Genomic DNA, 18,451 nt, shown 5'->3' on the forward strand with positions numbered 1-18,451 from the left:
ACTGTAGCACAGTGACCGGGGCGCTTTTTGTGACGGATCAGGCGCCGGCGGGGTACCAGGTGTCCAGCTGCATTTCTTCGGAGCGGTCGGTGCTGCCGAACCACACCTGGCCGTCCTGGATCATGCATTGCAGTTGCATGGTGCGCTCCACCATGGGCTCCAGCGCCGCCTCGCTTTCCGGGCTCACATGGATAATGGTCAGGTTGTCGAAGCGGCGTGCCTTGCTGGCCATGGCCTGCCACCAGACCTGCGGTGCGCGCGGGCCGTAGCAATACACGGTGACCTGCTCGGCCTGGCCACAGGCCTTGCGCAGGCGCTTTTCATCGGGCATGCCCAGTTCGATCCAGTGGGCCAGGGTGTCGTCCGGGTTGCGCTGCCACAGGTCCGGCTCTTCCGGGTTGGAGATGCCCTTGCAGAATGTCAGGTCTTCATGGGCGTTGAGGGCAAAGGCCAGCAATCGCAGCATCATGCGCGACTCGGTTTCCGAGGGGTGCAGCGCCACCGTCAGGTTGTGGGTGGCGTAGTAGTCCCGGTCCATGTCGGAGAGGGTCAGCTCGGCTTTGAAGATGGTGGCGGTCAGGGCCATGGTGATTCCTGGTCTGGGGGCTTGGGGTCTGACGTTGCAGGGTGGGCATTATGCCCCTTTGTGGCCACGACGTCAGACCGCTGACCGGTTAAAACAAAGCCCAGAGGCCGAAGCCGATGAACAGCACGGCGCTGATGCGGTGGGCCCAGGTTTCCAGTTTGTCGTTGCCGAACTGGTGCGCCAGCCAGATCACCGGCAGGTTGGCGGCGATCATGCCCAGGGTGGAACCGCCCAGCACCGACCAGAACTGCCCCTGGAACTGTACTGCCAGGGCGACCGTGGCCAGCTGGGTCTTGTCGCCGATTTCGGCGATGAAGAACAGCACCAGGGTGGTCAGGAAAGGCCCGAAGCGGTTGTTGCTCCCGACGTCTTCGTCCTTGTCCGGGATCAGCATCCACAGGCCCAGGGCGATAAAGCTGCCACCGAGAATCCAGCGCATCCAGTCCATTGGCACGGTGTCGGCCAGCCATTCGCCGAACCACACCGAGGCGCCGTGGTTGACCAGGGTGGCAATCACCACGCCGGCGAGAATCGGCCAGGGTTTGCGGTATTTGAGAATCAACGCCAGCGAGAGTAGCTGGGTCTTGTCGCCGATTTCGCCCAGGGCGACCAGCATCAGTGAGCTGAGTAAGGCGTCCATGACAGGTTCCTGAGGGGCGGGATTGCGAACACAGAGACATCACCGGCCAATCCCGCCCCTAGCGGAATACCAGCGATGTCTCAGGTCTCGTCAATCCGTCGGGACGGGCGTGGACGCCATGCGCATGAGGCGCAACTATGTTGACGGCCACCAGGAGGCGTAACGGAATGGATCCGCTGCGTCGAGCGACTACTCCCCCAAGACGGGGCAAACCTTAGCGGCAAAGGGGCGCAGTGGCAAGTACAATGGGCGGGTCACGTCACCCCGTGGGAGCTTGCCTGCAAGCGATGGTCCTCCGAAAAGACACCCTCGCTTGCAGGCAAGCTCCTACAGTCGGTTGGGGGATATTCTCCTGCCCGCCATAGAGAGAGCCACCATGAGTGAAGAACGATTTCTGGATATCGAAACCAAGCTGGCCTACCAGGAAGACCTGGTCCATGCCCTGAACAAGGTGGTCAGCGACCAGCAGCGCCAGATCGACGAGCTGGAAAAGGCCTGCCGCAAGATGGTGGACCGGCTGGTGGATCTGGGCGAAGCCTTCGCTGCCGCCCAGGTCGAAGACGCCCCGCCGCCGCATTACTAGTCGGCAAGATGAGACAAACAAAGAGGCCGCGCCCAATGTTATGGGCGCGGCCTCATCCTCTCTGCTGGCACTGACCTTTCGCGCGCAGCTATTCACTGTTAATTATTCATTGCCGTTACTCCGTATCCTCGATGCTCAACCCGCGGGTGGCCACATCCAGGCTGGAGGCGTCCGTCTCGTTGCCGAGCTTGATCATCAGGCGCAGGTCGTTGGGCGAGTCGGCGTGCAGCATGGCGTCCTCGTAGGTGATTTCGCCGGCGGAGTAGAGGTCATAGAGCGCCTGGTCAAAGGTCTGCATGCCCTGTTCGCGGGACTTGCGCATCAGCTCCTTGAGCGCGTGCACCTCGCCCTTGCGGATATGGTCCTGCACCAGCGGCGTGCCCAGCAGCACTTCGATGGCGGCTCGGCGGCCCTTGCCGTCCGGGGTGGGGATCAGCTGCTGGGCGACAATGCCCTTCATGTTCAGGGACAGGTCCATCCACAGCTGGTCGTGCATGTCCGCCGGGAAGAAATGGATGATGCGGTCCAGCGCCTGGTTGGCGTTGTTGGCATGCAGGGTGGCCAGGCACAGGTGGCCGGTTTCGGCGAAGGCGATGGCCTTGTCCATGGTCTCGCGGGTCCGGATCTCGCCGATCAGGATCACGTCCGGCGCCTGACGCAGGGTGTTCTTCAGGGCCACGTCGAAGCTTTCCGTGTCGATGCCCACCTCGCGCTGGGTGACGATGCAGCCCTGGTGCTGGTGGATGAATTCGATCGGGTCCTCGATGGTGATGATGTGGCCCTTGGAGTTCTTGTTGCGGTGGCCAATCATGGAGGCCAGTGAGGTGGATTTACCGGTACCGGTGGCACCCACGAAGATCACCAGGCCACGCTTGGTCATGGCCAGTTCCTTGATCACCGGCGGCAGGCGCAGGTCATCCACGTTGGGAATCTTGGTTTCGATGCGACGCAGCACCATGCCTACCAGGTTGCGCTGGTAGAAGGCAGAGACCCGGAAGCGGCCCACGCCCCGGGCGGAAATGGCGAAGTTGCACTCGTGCTTCTCGACGAATTCGCGGCGCTGGTTCTCGGTCATCACGCCAAACACGATATCCCGGGTCATGTCCGGGGTCAGCGCGCTCTTGGTCACCGGCAGTATCTTGCCGTGCACCTTCATGCTGGGCGGCACGCCGGCGGTGATGAACAGGTCCGAGCCACCCTTCTGGACCATCAGTTTGAGAAGTTCTTCAAATTCCATGTCGTTTGCCTGCCTGCCCGGGGTTGTTAGCCCGGACGGTTGTTATCTGAGTTACCGGGTCAGATTGAGTCCGGGCTCTTGGCTTTTTCACGGGCCACGTCACGGGCCACCACCCCTTTCTGCACCAGGCCCTGCAGGCACTGATCCAGGGTCTGCATGCCCAGCGCGCCGCCGGTCTGGATGGCGGAGTACATCTGCGCCACCTTGTCCTCGCGGATCAGGTTCCGAATCGCCGGGGTGCCGATCATGATCTCGTGGGCCGCCACCCGGCCGCCGCCGTTCTTCTTCATCAGCGTCTGCGAGATCACCGCCTGCAAGGACTCGGACAGCATGGAGCGGACCATGGATTTTTCCTCGGCGGGGAACACGTCCACCACCCGGTCAATGGTCTTGGCGGCGGAAGTGGTGTGCAGGGTGCCGAACACCAGGTGCCCGGTTTCCGCGGCGGTCAGCGCCAGGCGGATGGTTTCCAGGTCCCGCATCTCACCTACCAGAATGATGTCCGGGTCCTCCCGCAGGGCCGAGCGCAGGGCCTCGGCGAAGCCCAGGGTGTCACGGTGCACTTCGCGCTGGTTGACCAGGCACTTCTTGGATTCGTGCACGAATTCGATCGGATCCTCGATGGTGAGGATGTGCTCGTAGCGGGTGTTGTTGATGTAGTCGAGCATGGCCGCCAGGGTGGTGGATTTCCCGGAGCCGGTGGGCCCGGTGACTAGCACGATACCGCGCGGGAATTCCGAGACCTTCTGGAACACCTTGCCCATGCCCAGATCTTCCATGGTCAGTACCTTGGAGGGAATGGTCCGGAATACCGCCCCGGCGCCGCGGTTGTGGTTGAAGGCGTTGACCCGGAAACGGGCCACCCCCGGCACCTCGAAGGAAAAGTCGGTCTCGAAGAACTCCTCGAAGTCCTTGCGCTGCTTGTCGTTCATGATGTCGTAGATCAGCGCGTGGACTTCCTTGTGCTCCATGGCCGGCAGGTTGATGCGGCGCACGTCGCCGTCTACCCGGATCATGGGGGGCAGGCCGGCGGACAAGTGAAGATCGGACGCGCCGTTTTTGGCGCTGAAGGCAAGCAGCTCGGTAATATCCATGGATGTTCCGCTATTGATTCTTGGTGTTGAAAGGGCGGTTTGCCGGGCCCTTTGTTATTATGGCGAGGGGGCTCGATTCCGGGCCGCCTCAGAAATTCGTCGCATGTCCTAAAGTAACCCGACCTTTTGAGCCATTCAATCATGACCCATCCCAAACCGCCTCTGGAAGGTATTCGTGCGCAAATTCGCTCAATTTGTGACCAGGCGGGCCGGGACGCCGACAGCGTGTGCCTGCTGGCGGTAAGCAAGACCTGCACCGCAGCGGAGCTGGCGGCCCTGGCGGACCAGGGCCAGCGCCATTTCGGCGAGAACTACCTGCAGGAAGGGCTGGACAAGATAGCGGCCCTGACGGGCCGGGATCTGGTCTGGCATTTCATCGGCCCAATCCAGTCCAACAAGACCCGCGACATCGCTGCCCACTTTGACTGGGTGCACTCGGTGGATCGCCTCAAGGTGGCCCGCCGGCTCAGCGAGCAGCGCCCGGCGCAGCGTGCGCCACTCAATGTCTGTATCCAGGTCAATGTGGATGACGAAGCCAGCAAGAGCGGTGTGTCGCTGGCCGAGGTGGCGGCCCTGGCCGAGGCCGTGGCGGCCCTGCCCAACCTGCGTCTGCGGGGGCTGATGGCCATTCCCCGGGCCGACAGCGACGACCACAACCGGGCCGCTTTCCGACGGCTCGCCATGACACTGTCACATTTGCGCAATACAATGCCGGCCCTCGACACCCTGTCCATGGGCATGAGCGCGGATTATCCGGTGGCCATCGAAGAGGGCGCCACCGTGATCCGGCTGGGCACCGCCCTGTTCGGCCCGCGCCCGGCCCGCCAGTAACGGTGTCGTCGCGTCACCAATAAAAAGGATTGCGCAGTTATGGCTCAACAACTCATCGGTTTCATCGGTGCCGGCAACATGGCGACCAGCCTGGCCGGCGGCATGGTGGCGAAAGGAATTCGCCCGGCCCGCATCTGGATGAGCGACCCCTCCCGGGATCGCCTGGACGAGGTGGCCCAGCTCCATCGTGTGCACGTGAGCAGCGACAACCGCGAGGTGGCCGGCCGCGTGGACGTGCTGGTGCTGGCGGTGAAACCGCAGATGATGAAGGACGTGTGTGAAGGCCTGCGCGATATCATCGCCGACCGCCAGCCGCTGGTGATCTCCATCGCCGCCGGCGTGACCGTGGCCAACCTGCATGCCTGGCTGGGCGAAACCCCCACCGTGCGCTGCATGCCCAACACGCCGTCGCTGGTACAGGCCGGCGCCACCGGCCTGTACGCGGCGGACGGTGTCAGCGACGAACAGAAGGCCATGGCCAAGGAGATCCTCGGTTCCGTGGGCCTGACCTTCTGGTTTCAGGCGGAAAAGGAGCTGGATGCGGTGACCGCGGTGTCCGGTTCCGGCCCGGCCTATTTCTTCCTGCTGATGGAGTCGCTGATCGAGGCGGCCAAGGCCCAGGGGCTGGAGTATAACGCCGCTCGCCAGATGGTGCTGCAGACTGCCTGGGGCGCCGCCCAGCTGGCCATCACCAGTGAAGTGGGCCCGGATGTGCTGCGCCAGCAGGTCACCAGCCCGGGCGGCACCACCGCTGCCGCCCTGCAGGTGTTCGAAGAGGCGGGCTTCCGCGAACAGGTACAGGCCGCCGTGGCCGCCGCCCGCGAGCGTTCCGAAGAGCTGGCCGGTTAAGCCGGGTTTTGCCGGTGCGCCGCTGGCGGCGCGATTTCAATATGGCGATCGCGCTGCCAGCAGGGCTCCCGCCTGCGGTGCCCCTTTGAAATTTCCGCCCCTTGCCCCAAACTCTGACCCCAGTTGTAACCAACGGAGTGATCCATGAACCCGCAGGGTGCCCTGGTTTATCTGCTGGACTTCGTGTTCAGTGCCTACATCTTTATCGTTCTGACCCGTTTCGTGCTGCAGCTGGCCCGGGCGGATTTTTATAACCCCATCTCCCAGTTCGTGCTGAAGGCCACCAACCCGCTGCTCAAGCCGCTGCGGCGCATCATCCCCGGCTATGGCGGCCTGGATATCGCCTCGCTGGTGCTGGTGGTGGTGCTGATCATCGTCAAGGTGGTGGTGCTGAGCCTGCTGCTCAGTGGCGCGGTGCCGTCGCTGGCGGACCCGCGGCTGATTCTCTATACCCTGCGAGAACTGGCGGCCCTGATTCTCAACTATGTGTTCTGGGCGGTGCTGATCCGGGTGATTCTCAGCTGGGTGGCGCCGGACCCGTACAACCCGGTGGTGCGGGTGATCGTGCAGATCACCGAGCCGATCATGGCGCCGGTGCGCAAGCTGCTGCCCCCCATGGGCGGGTTTGACCTCAGCCCGCTGCTGGTGTTGCTGGGCATCCAGTTATTGCAGATATTGTTCAAGCTACACTGACCGGGATCATGGATCGGAACAAAAGGCGCCTCTGGCGCCTTTTTTATTGGCGGCGAACGCGCTATGCAGTAAACAGAGTATCAATGCCGTCGTGCTGGCCGGTCCCCGGCCATCTGGCCGTAATGGATGAGGTGCCATGAGGTTCAGTCTGGAAGGTCTGCGTGAACTGCACCGGCTGTCGTTAATGCCCACGGACGACTTTGCGCAGCTTTACCAGGCCTACCTGGAGGTGGGCTGTCGCATGCTGGGGCTGTCGGTGGGTATTGTCAGCCGTATCCGCGACCAGGATTACCAGGTGCTGGCGGTGCAGCCCGCCGATGATGGCATCCGGGCCGGCGATCATTATGCGCTGGGCGACACCTACTGTTCGGCGGTGGTGAAAAAGCGCGGCAGCGTGGCACTGCACCATGTCGGTGAGCTGGAGCACATGCTCAACCATCCGGTGTATCTGGCCAAGCAGCTGGAGTCCTACATTGCCACGCCGATCTTTGTACAGGGGCGCATCTTCGGCACCCTGAACTTCAGCGATGTGACGCCCCGGGACGAGCCCTTCCGGGTGGATGAAATGGAGTTCCTCGAGCTGATGGCCCGTTCTCTGGGTCGCACGCTCGCCCTGGATCGGCTGGAGCGCCAGCGTCGCCAGGCCATCCGTCGTATGGAAGAGAGCGTGGCGCTGTTCGAGGGGGCATTCCGCCATGCCGCCATCGGCATGGCCATTGTCTCGCCGGACGGCAGCTGGCTGCGGGTCAACCCGGCTCTCTGCCGCATTCTGGGTTACGCCGAGGAGGCGCTGCTGGAGATCGACTTTCAGTCCATCACCCACCCGGATGACCTGGAAACCGACCTGGAGCATGTGCAGGCCCTGCTGGATGGCAGCAAGAACAGCTACTGGATGAAAAAGCGCTATTTTCACCATGATGGTCACGTGGTGTCGGTGGTGCTGGCGGTATCCATTGTTCGCAACGAGGATGGCTCGCCCCGCTATTTTCTGTCCCAGATCGAGGATATCAGCGCCCAGGCTTCCGCCGAGGAAACCCTGCGAGAGCAGAAGGCCCAGCTGGAAAAACTTAACCGCAAGCTGGCGGACATGGCCCGCACCGACCCGCTCACCGGCCTTTGCAATCGCATGGTATTGATGGACGCCCTGCGTCGGGAATACCAGCGCAGTCTGCGTTCCGGCGAAGCCCTGACGGTGGCGTTCATGGATGTGGACTATTTCAAGCAGTACAACGATGACTTCGGCCACGCCGAGGGCGACCTGGCGCTCAAGGCGGTGGCCGCCGTGCTGCAGACGGCAAGCCGCGGCAGCGACTTGCTGACTCGCTACGGTGGCGAGGAGTTTGTCGCCCTGCTGCCGGGGGCGGGCATCAACCAGGCCCGGGCCGTGGCCGACCGGCTACGGGTGGCGGTGTCGCGTATCGGTGACCTGAAAAGGCCCATCACCCTCAGTGTCGGCGTGGCCACCCTGCTGCCGGCGGAGTCGCCCTCGCGCTCCCCGGAAACGTTGCTCAGGGCGGCGGACAAGGCCCTTTATGCCGCCAAGGAGGCGGGCAGAAACCGGGTGGAGGCTGTGGTGATCTAGCGACAGGATACGGTGGCAATTGTAAGTTCTAAAAAAGAACCTACAATGGAGGGCCGCTGATTCTGATACCGAGGTAAACCATGAACCCCGCCACCCTGACCGGCCTGCAGATCATGCAGGCCTTTGCCGCCGGCAAGATTCCCCGCGCCCCCATTTCCGAAACCATCCCCATGGACCCGCACATCGTGGAAGAGGGCCGGGTAGTGTTTATCGCCACCGCCGACGAGCGCCACACCAATCCCCTGGGCGGTGTGCATGGCGGCTTTGCTGCCACCGTGCTCGATTCGGTCACCGGCTGTGCCACCCACACCACCCTGGCCGCCGGCGAGAGCTACGGCACCACTGACCTGAACATCAAGATGTGCCGGCCGCTGCCCTTCAATACGCCGCTGAAAGCGGAAGGCAAGGTGATCAACCGGGGGCGTAGCCTGGTGATCTCGGAAGGGCGCATCGTCGATGACGACGGCAAGCTCTACGCTCACGCCACCTGTACCTGCATGGTGATCGCACCGCGCTAACACCACCCTTCTGCCACTTGTGATGGTGTACCCCCTGTTTATGGGGGGTACACCCATGGGGCGGCGGCCTAGGATTGTGACCTGGTACTCAAAACACTAGAGGGAAGGTCATGAAGGCTAAGGGAGAAGGCCGCAGGGCAAAATGGTTGCCGAGCGCTGGCGTCATCGGATTCGGATTGCTGCTTGCCGCCTGCGGTGGAGATAGCAGCAGTGGCAGCCAGTCATCGTCACCCGGAGACAACAGTGGCACGCCGACGACGGACGCCACGCTGCAAGGGACCGCTGCCGTCGGCCAGGCGATTGCGAACGCCACGGTTACTGCGACCTGCAAGGATGGCTCCGGGTTCACCCTTTCGCCCGTTACCACCGATAACAACGGCAAATGGAGTGGCCAGATCGACAGCGATCAACTGCCCTGTGTACTTGAATTGAGTGGCGGCACGCCGGCGATTGATCTGACCAGTATGGCGTTTGCACCAGGCACCACCAATATCAGCCCGCTGACCCAGCTGGCCCTGGCCATGGCCGGTACCGATGCGAACCTGAACTGGAAAACCTCCGTTGCCAACTGGCCCACCAAGGCCCAGGTTGATTCTGCCGTTTCCGATTTTATCCAGGCGTTGAAAGAAAAAGGCTACGTGCCGGCATCCCTGAAGGGCGACCCGTTCGCCACCCCCTTTGACGCCAATGGCACCGGCTGGGATGCGGTGCTCGATAGCATTCGGGAGCTGGTGGAAAACCCGTCAGGTTCCATTGATGGCTATGAAGAACTTGCCCAGCTGCTGGCTGAGGGCAATCTCGATAGCCTGCCGGATTACGATACACAGGGTGACCCTGAACTTCCGGCCAACCTGGATGTGCTTACCGACTATGCGGGGACGTATACCGTGATGGGGTCGGGCAGCGGGGACCCGGGTTACTGTGGCAGTTGCGGTGTTGCCAATCGTGATCATAGTCGCGGTACCGTCATCATCACGGCCCAGGGGGATATCGATTTTGACGACGGCATCCTGCTTCCCGCTACGGATATTGTTGCCATCTATGATCGCAAAAATGTCGATACGGATCGACGCATAGCGGTCAACTTCGGCGAGTCCGATAGCGACGAAAGGGTTCGGTTGTACCTGAATGCTGACCTGGAAGTCATGGAAATCATTCACGATGACGGCCAGGGCACAACTACCCGTGCACGGATTCAGGAAGAGGCAGCGGAGCCCGCTGTTGAGGCCAGTGTCGATAGTGCCGATTTGGGTGGCAATTCCAGCCCGACACAAGCCGAGTTCCTCACCCTGATGACGGCAACCTGGCCGGTTGCCATTTATGAAACACCGTCATCCAGCCCGCAATGGTATGGCCAGGGCGCATTAACCATCAGTGGATCGACCACCAACTGGATGATGGAGCTTCAGGGCGCGGATGGCAGCACCATTTCCAGCGTGCATTCCAGTGGTGCCTTGCCCGGTACCGTGCTCACCCCCTTCTCTGAAACGGATTACGGCTTTGGCCCCATCTACATGCCGGGTCACCTTTTCATCAATCAGGGCACGGCGATTACGGAATTCCTGAACACCTATGCCGAATGGGACAGTGGCCTGATCGAGGGCAGTGCCGGCGGTAATGGTGAAGTGAAATTCCGCAACAGCATGGTGGCTTATGGCGCGGCAGTGCCGGACGTCTTTACGGATCTGGCAGGGACCTGGAGCGGAACGGCAAGCGTGGCATGCGGAGGTAACCCTTATGTGATTACCGATACGGTTACCAACACCATGACGATTACTGCACAGGGCCATTTTACCCTGCAAGGTCAAACCCAGTTATGTGGCGGGACCTTCCCCCAGGAAATGGAATGGGGCGGCAATGATGATTTCCTGATTCCGGGCCCCGAGGAAAGTGACGGTGCCTACCTGATGCATATCGATGCGCAGGACTTTGCCAATGTCAGTGCCGGGAAAATACAGATCCGTTTCAACGATGACATGACGGTAAAAAGCTTGAGTGCCTGGGTCAACGGTGAGCTTTTCGAGATGAAAAACGCCACCCGGCAGTAAGGTTTTACAGGGAATAAATTAACAACATTTTCAGGAAAATATTATGAACATGACCTTATGGGGAAAGGCGCTGCCGGCAGTTACCTTGGTTGCCATGGTGTCGGGCTGCGCCACTTCCGGCGGTGACGCTCCCGAGTATGATGCAAAGGGCAGTGCCGCAAGTCAGGCGGACACCTTTATTGAATCCGAAAACGAAAAGTACATGGCCAATGTCGACAAGGTTGGTGTGCTGTCATGCAATGTCATGTTTGGTGTGAAGAGTGCGGCATCCGCATCCACCAGCGGCGGTTTTCGATCTGATGCTACCCGGGCGACAGGCACGACACGGCGCTCGGATGTCAAGGTAACGGTCACCTACACGGCTGAAGGGGTGACCGAGTCGCAAATGCAAAGCCTGGCCAACCGTGCCTGTGACAATGCGGAAAAGGCGCTGGCAAGCGCCGGTTTCCAGGTTACGCCCCATGCGGTTATCAAGGCGAATCCCCATTACCAGGCGATGCATGCTGGCGGAAGAGAAAGTCCCTTTGAGTATAAAGGCAGTGGAGACACCCGTTATCTGGTAATGGCCCGTGATGGCGAAACCATTTCCGATCCGCGTTACATCGGCGCCGCGGGCGGCTTCGCTCAGGCGTTCAAGTCCGTCGGCGGTGATGCGTCGTTGCAACATGAAAGCCTGTTGATCAAGGATCTGGGTGTCACGGGGGTGAACATCAATATTCTGATTGATTTCGCTCAGCTGCAATCCGATGGCCATGGCAGCTTTGGCGGCTTTGCCAGCAAGAATTCCGCCAAGGTGGATGGCAAGGTGCAATTGGCGGCCACCGGCGACTTGCGCTTTCTGCCCATCGACAAGCAGAAATGCTGGAGTCAGTTCGGCAAGGAACAGTGCATGATCAAGACCAATCACCAGCCTGTGTTCAGCACCCGACAGGCGGTTGCCAGTTCCGGGACTTTTTACAGCAGCATTGAGGACGTAACCACGACCACCGACAAGGCAACCTCCGGTATCACCAAGGCCATTGGTATGCTGAGTGCGTTTGGTGGTACCTCCAGCAGTGTTGCCCGTGATATTACCCGTTATCAGGTCAATCTGATCCCCGCCTCCTATGATCAGGAAACCCGAAAACTGTCTTCCGGGGTGGTTGCCATGGCGGCAGAAAAGGCCGCCGCTTCGCGCTGAAGCAATAATCCTTGTAACAAAAAGGGGCCGCAACGCGGCCCCTTTTTGTTTTTCAACTCAACGCCTTTTCAGCTGAGACGGGATGCAAGAGGAATGCAGAGTATCAGCCGCCAACGATCACTATGGCTTTCATGGCGAAAGCTGCCGCCCAGCTTCCGCGCCCGGCTTGTCATGATGTCCATTCCTCTGCCTTTTTTCAGTGCCTGATCCACAGCAACGCCATCGTTTTCAATCGTCAGCTCCAGTGTCCCTGCCTGGCTATCCAGAGTGACAACCAATTCCGTGGTTGATGCGTGCTTGAGGGCATTGGTGACCGCTTCGCGAAGGATGCGCGTCAATTCGCTGAATTCACTGGCACTCAATACGGTGGCGCTGGTGCGTGTCTGCCACTGTAGTTTAGTGCCATGGTCATTGCAGCGTTGCTCGGTTTCTTCGTACCACTGCAGTACGGCAGCCTCCAGGGAGAGGGACTCTCCTTCCATGTCTTTCAGGAGGTCACGTAAATCCTGAATGGCCTCTCGTACCAGGGGCTTGGTGCCGTCTGTTGAACGATGCAGGAGCTGAAGCAGTTTGGCGCCCAGATCATCATGCATGTCTCGCCGGATGCGAAGCCGTTCTTCCCTGGCGCCCAGGGCATGGGCTTCATGGGCCTGGTTGACCAGCTGATTCAGGGAAAGCACCAGGCCGGCGGTACGTATGTCATCGCGGTTGAATACACGCTCTCCCTGTTGGGCGTGATGCAGAGACCAGGTTCGGCGCGCCAGCGGATCCGGAATATTGAGGGTTTCTCCCCGGTCATGGATGCTGATACCGGTATCCGTCAAGGGCTGGCTTTCCATGGCGAGAGGTTGGAACACGGCTTGAAGGGCTTCCTCCATGCCGGACTCGGACTGTGTTTTGCGTTGCACCTCCAGCATGGCGGGCAGCGCCTGTGACAACCAGGCCTCCAGGCCCTGATGGTTGCTCAGGAAGAGTGTCTTCCAGAGATGCTGGCGCAAGGGGAAATACAGCCAGCCAATCAGGGCAACGGACAGCGTCAGGGTTACCGGGCCGGAAAGACTGAGAATCATGGCCAGCACCAGGTCGGTGAGCATGATGAACAGCCCGCCCAATAGCCAGGACCATAATGAAAACCACCACTTTTCCAGGTTAAAAAGGCGATGCCGTACCACCCCCAGGGCCATGCCCAGATACATCAGCAGGAAGGTGGTGAACAGTATCCCCTGGGAGGCGGGTTCGGCGACCTGAAGCATGGCCGGCAAGATCATACCTCCGGCAAAGAATACGGTGCCGGTGATGATGGAAATAACCACCCAACGCAAGGCTGAGCGGTGCTCCGGTTGCTGTCGGGTTTTTAGCCACTGCCAGACCGCGCCAAGCAGGCCGGCAAGAAAAATAGCCATGACCCAGGTATGAAAGCCTTCCACCGGGCTGGTGACCAGCTGCAATTGGTCTATGGCAATGGCGATGGCGAATGCCAGGTAAAACCCGGCGGTGATCCAGACGGAAGGTGCCTTGCGCGGATAATTCCAGAGAAACGCGCCAAGTGAGGCGGAGAAAAGTAGAGCGCCAAAATGATTCAGCCCTGACAGCCAGACGAAAAGCGGCCCGGCCATGAAAAAATCACGGGTGCTGTAGATAGCCGCCGCCGAGGAAAAAAGCACATAACTCAAACCGGTAATGGCAAAGGAGTTTATCGCCACTTCCCGTTTTGCCGGCACCCAGACAAGCACGCAGATCACCATGCCGGCCAGGCCGCATAAAAGCTGCAGCCAGAACAGACCGGGTAAATGGGTTAGTGTACGAGCCTGGGGGCTGACGACATGGGGCTGCCCCCTGTCGTCGATAATGAAAAGGGCGTCATTGGCCAGCCATGTGGCCAGCTGCTGGTGAATATGGAAAAAGCGGTTCAGGTCGTCATAGGTGGCAAGCACATCCGGCTCTTCCAGTAACAGGAAGGTATCGGCAGGTAGTTGCGATGTGCCATCGCTAAAGGCGGTGACAGTAATAGGCGGGCTTGCCGGTGGCTGCGCCAAAAGCTGGCTATCGCTTTGGGAAAATACCTTATTGCTGGCAGGGAGATTCACCGCCATGCCGATAATCATAAAGCCATAAAGGGCCACCAGGGTAAGCCCGATAATAATTCTTGTCTTGAGTGACAGCATGCCTCTTCCCTGTTTGCGAGGGCCTTAATCCAACCCCCTTTTTCGGGGGGTTGATCCCCGGAAAATCACCGATAAGCTTCACAGAATAATCTGTTTTTATGACGTTCAAGAATATATGATTTCCGTTATTTATTTCACGATTTATATTCAGTGATTTCAGGAGCAATAGCATGGATGCAATCAGGCAGGTATTGATTGTGGAAGATCTGCCTGATGTGGCCGACTGGTTGCATTTACAGGTGACGCAGTTGTTGGCACCGCAAGCCATTGACCTGGCGGTCAGCCGGGAAGAAGGGCAAGAGAAAATTACTGGCAAGGACTATGATCTGGCCTTGATCGACCTGGGGCTGCCCGATGGCAGTGGCATGGATCTGGTTCGTCCTTTTAAGGAAAAAAACCGCCATTCATTGTGTGTGGTAACCACCATTTTTGATGATGCCGAGCATCTTTTCGGTTCACTGAGGGCAGGGGCTGACGGGTATCTTCTCAAGGATGATGTGGAGTCAGAATTCAGCCAGCAGTTATCCGGTATTCTGGCCGGAAGACCGCCACTTTCTTCATCGATAGCCCGTAAATTGCTGGAGCAGTTTCACCCCATTTTCGGTGAAAAGGAGGTGACACTGACCCGCCGCGAAAAAGATATACTGACCCTGATCGCCAAGGGGTTAAGCGTTAAACATACCGCGGAAAAACTGGGTATTTCGCACTATACTGCCGCTAGCTACATGAAAGACATTTATGCCAAATTGCAGGTTAACAGCCGTGCCGAAGCGACCCTGAAGGCCATCCATATCGGACTGGTCAATCCTACCTGAAAACGGCCCCTCCCCGGCCGATTCCCCCCCCCTTGTTTATGGGGTGATGAAAAAATATCCCTGCTCTTATTCTGATGGAATCCATTTCAATCGATCAGCGTGGGGAAAGGGAATGAGGCCAGTAAAAGGAACGTTAATCGTGGGGGCCGGACTGCTGAGCATCACGTTGGCAGTGGCCGGTTGTGGCGGAGATAGTGATGGCCGTGGTGGGACTGGTACGAGTGGCGACGGGCCTTCCGCGCCTTCCACTTCGACCCTGGCAGGCACCGCGGCAGTGGGTGCCGCAATCCAGGCGGGAACAGTCACGGCAACATGTTCCGATGGCAGTGGTTTCACAGCCGCGGTCACCACGGGCAATGACGGTTCCTGGAGTGGCCAAATCGGCAATACGGCCTTGCCCTGCGTATTGAGCGTTACCGGTGGGGCGCCGCCGGTCACCCTGCGTAGCTATGCGAGCCAGGCCGGGACCATCAACATCACACCGATCACTGATATGGTGCTGGCTCTGGCCACGGGCGTTGCGGACGGTAGCTGGGTGGCGACGCCGACCAGCTGGCCGAATGCCGGCGCCATCGCGTCTAGTCAGGCCGAGCTGCTGACCGCCATGACCAATGCCGGCTTCGCGTTGCCTCCCGGTGGTCCTTTTACGACAGCCTTTAATATCGGCGATGCCTGGGACAGGGTGCTGGACGATATTCAGGACGCTATCGATGGCGATGGCAGCGTGGCCGACTATGCCGCGCTGCTGGACCTGGTCAAAGACGGCAATCTCGATTCGTTCCCGGATGCGCCAGAGGAACCCCCCACCGACCCGGAACTGCCCGCCAATCTGGATGTACTGACTGACTATGCCGGTACCTATACGGTTATCGGTAGTGGCAGTGGCGATCCGGGTTACTGTGGCAGTTGTGGCACGGCCAACCGGGATCATCTGCGTGGCACCGTGATCCTTTCCGCCCAGGGGGATATCGACTTCGATACGGGCATCACTTTTACGGCCGCTGACATCGTGGCCATTTACGATCGCAAAACCGTGGATACGGATCGTCGCGTGGCGGTGAACTATGGCCAATCCGACAGTGACGAGCGCATCCGCCTGTACCTCAACGCGGATCTGCAGGTGATGGAAATCATTCATGACGATGGTCAGGGCACGATTACCCGAGCGCTCATCCAGCAGGATGTCACGGAGCCTGATCCGGAGCCCGGCGAGGAGCTTCTCGAGGGGCGAAATGGTGTAGCGGTGATGCATGAGGGGCATGTCTGGGCCATGGAACAGCCATTCATTGAAACCTTCATGGCTACCACGGCAAAACGCCAGATTCGCGCCAACAACTATGATGCCAGCGGCACCATCCTGGATAGCACGCCATTTGCCGGCGAAGAACTGGTCTGGGCGCAGGTCAATGTGGCACACGGTGCACTGGGCACACAGCTGTGTGGTGACGATACCGGCGTATCACTGATGACCATCAACACGGATGCCTCGCCGCCCGTACAGAAGATCTGGACCGCCACGCAATGCGAGCTGGATGTGGGCTATCACTTCAGTAATGGCGCCACGGAAGGGCGACTCATCAGCGCCACGCTCGGCAACGACAAGGATGCCGCACAGGTTAGCCTTGGCGGTGGTCAGTTCCGCATATACATTCATACCGGCAAGGAGGGCGAGGCTCCGGCGCTGACGGATGATATTCGCGATATCCTGGTGGTAGACAGCGGCACCCGGGAAATACGCTCAGGCTATTTTGTGGCGGGTAAGCCCCTGGAGGATGGTTCTCACCCGGACCATTACATTGATTTTGTGGCCTCTGCGGGAAGTTCCAACCCGGCGGTGGGCGACTATCTCTGTGGTGAATCCTCCGCGTCGGTGACGTTGCGAATGGGCTGGGTGACCACCTCGGGGCCACTGTTCAAATTCCAGACCGCGAATGGCGGCGCCTGCACCGTCAGCATTGAGCAAAGCGCGGGCCGCAAATACGTGGGCTCCTACAGCGCCACCCTGAAGGGGCCAAGCGCCAGCGCGTTTGGGTCCGGCCTGGCAGCGGGCGATACCGAGTTGCCGGAAGCCGAACGCACCCTGGTTGTGCATGGCAAGTTCCGCAATTTCACGACCCAGACCTTCCACGCCGGCAACAACGGCGATGAAGGGCCACTGGGCAGTGACGCGCAGGGCATTACCCTGACCATTGATGATGGCAACACCCATTTTCAGGCCGGCGAGACGTTCCTGCTGACGTCAGAGCCGTCATCCAACGGCAATAATGGCTATTTTTATCGGTTGTTTGATGACCTGGAGGCCCCGAATAATCAGCTACGCATGGTGTGGTCGGGTATTCCGCTGGCGGTGGGCAGCTATGCCTGTAATGACGACGTGGGGGGTCAGAAGCCGACCATGAGCCTGTCGACACCGGCGAACATACCCTACGGGGTGACGTACACTCAGTCCGGCTCGCAGAACCTGACGGAGGGGGCGTCGTGTACACTGAATGTGACCAGTGTGGCGGACGGTGTGGTGTCGGGGACGTACATGGCAACGCTGGTGGCACGGAATATAGCGCCGGTACTGCCCGGCAATGACGGCACGATTTCCGTCTCCGGTGAGTTCCGTTATGCCAATCAGGCTCTCTGAGCTTGGCTGAGGGTCGATAACACCGGGCAGCGTCGCTGCCCGGTGTTTTTATTGGTGCATTACCACAGACAGGGCGTCTTGCCCTGTTTCTCCTGGGAGGCCATCCAGTCAAGAATGCGCCCGCCCAGCGGTCGTTGGGTGGCCTGCTGGGCCAGGGCCACGGCGGCGCGCAGTTTTTCCACATCAATCCCGGTTTTCAGGCCGGCACTTTCCAGCAAATAGACCAGATCCTCGGTGGCCATGTTGCCGGTGGCGCCGGGCGCGAACGGGCAACCGCCCAGCCCGCCCACGGAGGCATCAAAACGACGCACGCCCAGGTCCGCGGCGGCCCAGGCCATGGCGGCGGCCAGCCCGCGGGTATCGTGCAGGTGCACGTAGAACCGTTCGGCACCGAATTCGCGGATCAGCGGTGCCATGATGTCTTTCATTTGCTGCGGGTTGCCGGCACCGATGGTATCGGCAATGGCGACCTCGTCGGAGCCGGCGGCAATCATGCGCTCGGTGAGCTGCTGGGGCAGGGTCACCGGCACCGGGCCGTCGTAGGGGCAGGCAAAGGCGCCGGAAATATAGGTACGGGTAGCCAGGCCGTCGGCCCGGGCGGCGGCGATGATGACCTCGCAGCTCTGCGCCGCCTGTTCCAGGCTCATACGCAGGTTGCGCTGGTTGAACGAGTCGGTGGTGGACAGTACCAGTGCCACGGTTGGGTAGCCCGCGTCCCGGGCCAGCTGGTAGCCCTTCAGGTTGGGCACCAGGGCCGTGTAGTGTAGAGGGAAATGCAGGTCCTCGCCCCGGGGCAGCAGCGGCGTCAGGGCGGCGGCATCGGCCATCTGCGGGATCGCCTTGGGGCTGACGAAGCTCACCGGCTCGATATAACGCAGGCCCGCGTCCACCAACAGCTGTGCCAGCTGTGCCTTGGTGGCGGTGTCCACGGTCACCGGCTGGTTTTGCAGGCCGTCGCGCAGCCCTACCTCGTTGATGATTGCCTGGTCTGTCATATC

At 60.2% G+C, this 18,451-nt stretch carries 16 protein-coding genes; 10 read left to right on the plus strand and 6 right to left on the minus strand.

Features of this window, described 5'->3' with window-relative positions:
- Positions 1 to 37: 37 nt before the first annotated feature.
- Positions 38 to 586, minus strand: coding sequence for a YaeQ family protein (locus A11A3_RS08045; protein WP_008928786.1), 549 nt, complete (start codon positions 584 to 586; stop codon positions 38 to 40).
- Positions 587 to 674: 88 nt separating this feature from the next.
- On the minus strand, positions 675 to 1,226 hold the full coding sequence (locus tag A11A3_RS08050) for a TMEM165/GDT1 family protein (protein ID WP_008928787.1): 552 nt from the start codon (positions 1,224 to 1,226) through the stop codon (positions 675 to 677).
- A 376-nt stretch (positions 1,227 to 1,602) separates the two neighbouring features.
- Here A11A3_RS08050 and A11A3_RS08055 point away from each other — a divergent pair, with 376 nt between their 5' ends.
- Entirely contained in the window at positions 1,603 to 1,809 is a 207-nt protein-coding gene (locus A11A3_RS08055) for a SlyX family protein (protein ID WP_008928788.1), read from the plus strand.
- Between the two features lie 115 nt (positions 1,810 to 1,924).
- Here the strand turns inward: A11A3_RS08055 and A11A3_RS08060 are convergent, their stop codons facing one another.
- Positions 1,925 to 3,046 carry a PilT/PilU family type 4a pilus ATPase gene (locus A11A3_RS08060; protein ID WP_008928789.1) on the minus strand — a complete coding sequence of 374 codons (1,122 nt, stop codon included), beginning with the start codon at positions 3,044 to 3,046 and terminating at the stop codon, positions 1,925 to 1,927.
- Positions 3,047 to 3,105: 59 nt separating this feature from the next.
- Positions 3,106 to 4,140, minus strand: coding sequence for a type IV pilus twitching motility protein PilT (locus A11A3_RS08065; RefSeq protein WP_008928790.1), 1,035 nt, complete (start codon positions 4,138 to 4,140; stop codon positions 3,106 to 3,108).
- Positions 4,141 to 4,281: 141 nt separating this feature from the next.
- On the opposite strand from A11A3_RS08065, the gene A11A3_RS08070 reads away from it, so the two are divergent.
- From A11A3_RS08070 to A11A3_RS08100, 7 genes are all read left to right on the plus strand, one after another.
- Positions 4,282 to 4,971, plus strand: a complete 690-nt coding sequence (locus A11A3_RS08070) for a YggS family pyridoxal phosphate-dependent enzyme (RefSeq protein ID WP_008928791.1) — start codon at positions 4,282 to 4,284, stop codon at positions 4,969 to 4,971.
- A gap of 39 nt (positions 4,972 to 5,010) precedes the next feature.
- Entirely contained in the window at positions 5,011 to 5,820 is an 810-nt protein-coding gene (gene proC / locus A11A3_RS08075) for a pyrroline-5-carboxylate reductase (protein WP_008928792.1), read from the plus strand.
- Positions 5,821 to 5,964: 144 nt separating this feature from the next.
- Complete coding sequence (locus A11A3_RS08080) at positions 5,965 to 6,513, plus strand: YggT family protein (RefSeq protein WP_008928793.1); 549 nt, start codon at positions 5,965 to 5,967, stop codon at positions 6,511 to 6,513.
- Between the two features lie 136 nt (positions 6,514 to 6,649).
- On the plus strand, positions 6,650 to 8,095 hold the full coding sequence (locus tag A11A3_RS08085) for a sensor domain-containing diguanylate cyclase (RefSeq protein ID WP_008928794.1): 1,446 nt from the start codon (positions 6,650 to 6,652) through the stop codon (positions 8,093 to 8,095).
- Between the two features lie 80 nt (positions 8,096 to 8,175).
- Entirely contained in the window at positions 8,176 to 8,613 is a 438-nt protein-coding gene (locus tag A11A3_RS08090) for a PaaI family thioesterase (protein WP_008928795.1), read from the plus strand.
- Between the two features lie 176 nt (positions 8,614 to 8,789).
- Positions 8,790 to 10,661 carry a hypothetical protein gene (locus tag A11A3_RS08095; RefSeq protein WP_008928796.1) on the plus strand — a complete coding sequence of 624 codons (1,872 nt, stop codon included), beginning with the start codon at positions 8,790 to 8,792 and terminating at the stop codon, positions 10,659 to 10,661.
- A 43-nt stretch (positions 10,662 to 10,704) separates the two neighbouring features.
- Entirely contained in the window at positions 10,705 to 11,841 is a 1,137-nt protein-coding gene (locus A11A3_RS08100) for a hypothetical protein (protein ID WP_008928797.1), read from the plus strand.
- Between the two features lie 68 nt (positions 11,842 to 11,909).
- Here the strand turns inward: A11A3_RS08100 and A11A3_RS08105 are convergent, their stop codons facing one another.
- Positions 11,910 to 14,006 carry an ATP-binding protein gene (locus A11A3_RS08105; RefSeq protein ID WP_008928798.1) on the minus strand — a complete coding sequence of 699 codons (2,097 nt, stop codon included), beginning with the start codon at positions 14,004 to 14,006 and terminating at the stop codon, positions 11,910 to 11,912.
- Between the two features lie 170 nt (positions 14,007 to 14,176).
- Between A11A3_RS08105 and A11A3_RS08110 the strand changes: the two genes are divergently transcribed.
- Positions 14,177 to 14,821: a LuxR C-terminal-related transcriptional regulator gene (locus tag A11A3_RS08110; RefSeq protein WP_008928799.1), complete on the plus strand. Its 645-nt coding sequence runs from the start codon at positions 14,177 to 14,179 to the stop codon at positions 14,819 to 14,821.
- A 394-nt stretch (positions 14,822 to 15,215) separates the two neighbouring features.
- On the plus strand, positions 15,216 to 17,453 hold the full coding sequence (locus tag A11A3_RS17245) for a type 2 periplasmic-binding domain-containing protein (protein WP_157375494.1): 2,238 nt from the start codon (positions 15,216 to 15,218) through the stop codon (positions 17,451 to 17,453).
- Positions 17,454 to 17,512: 59 nt separating this feature from the next.
- Here A11A3_RS17245 and A11A3_RS08120 read toward each other — a convergent pair whose 3' ends face one another.
- On the minus strand, positions 17,513 to 18,448 hold the full coding sequence (locus tag A11A3_RS08120) for a hydroxymethylglutaryl-CoA lyase (protein ID WP_008928801.1): 936 nt from the start codon (positions 18,446 to 18,448) through the stop codon (positions 17,513 to 17,515).
- Positions 18,449 to 18,451 lie beyond the last annotated feature (3 nt).

The sequence above is a fragment of the Alcanivorax hongdengensis A-11-3 genome (assembly GCF_000300995.1).
Taxonomy (GTDB): domain Bacteria; phylum Pseudomonadota; class Gammaproteobacteria; order Pseudomonadales; family Alcanivoracaceae; genus Alcanivorax; species Alcanivorax hongdengensis.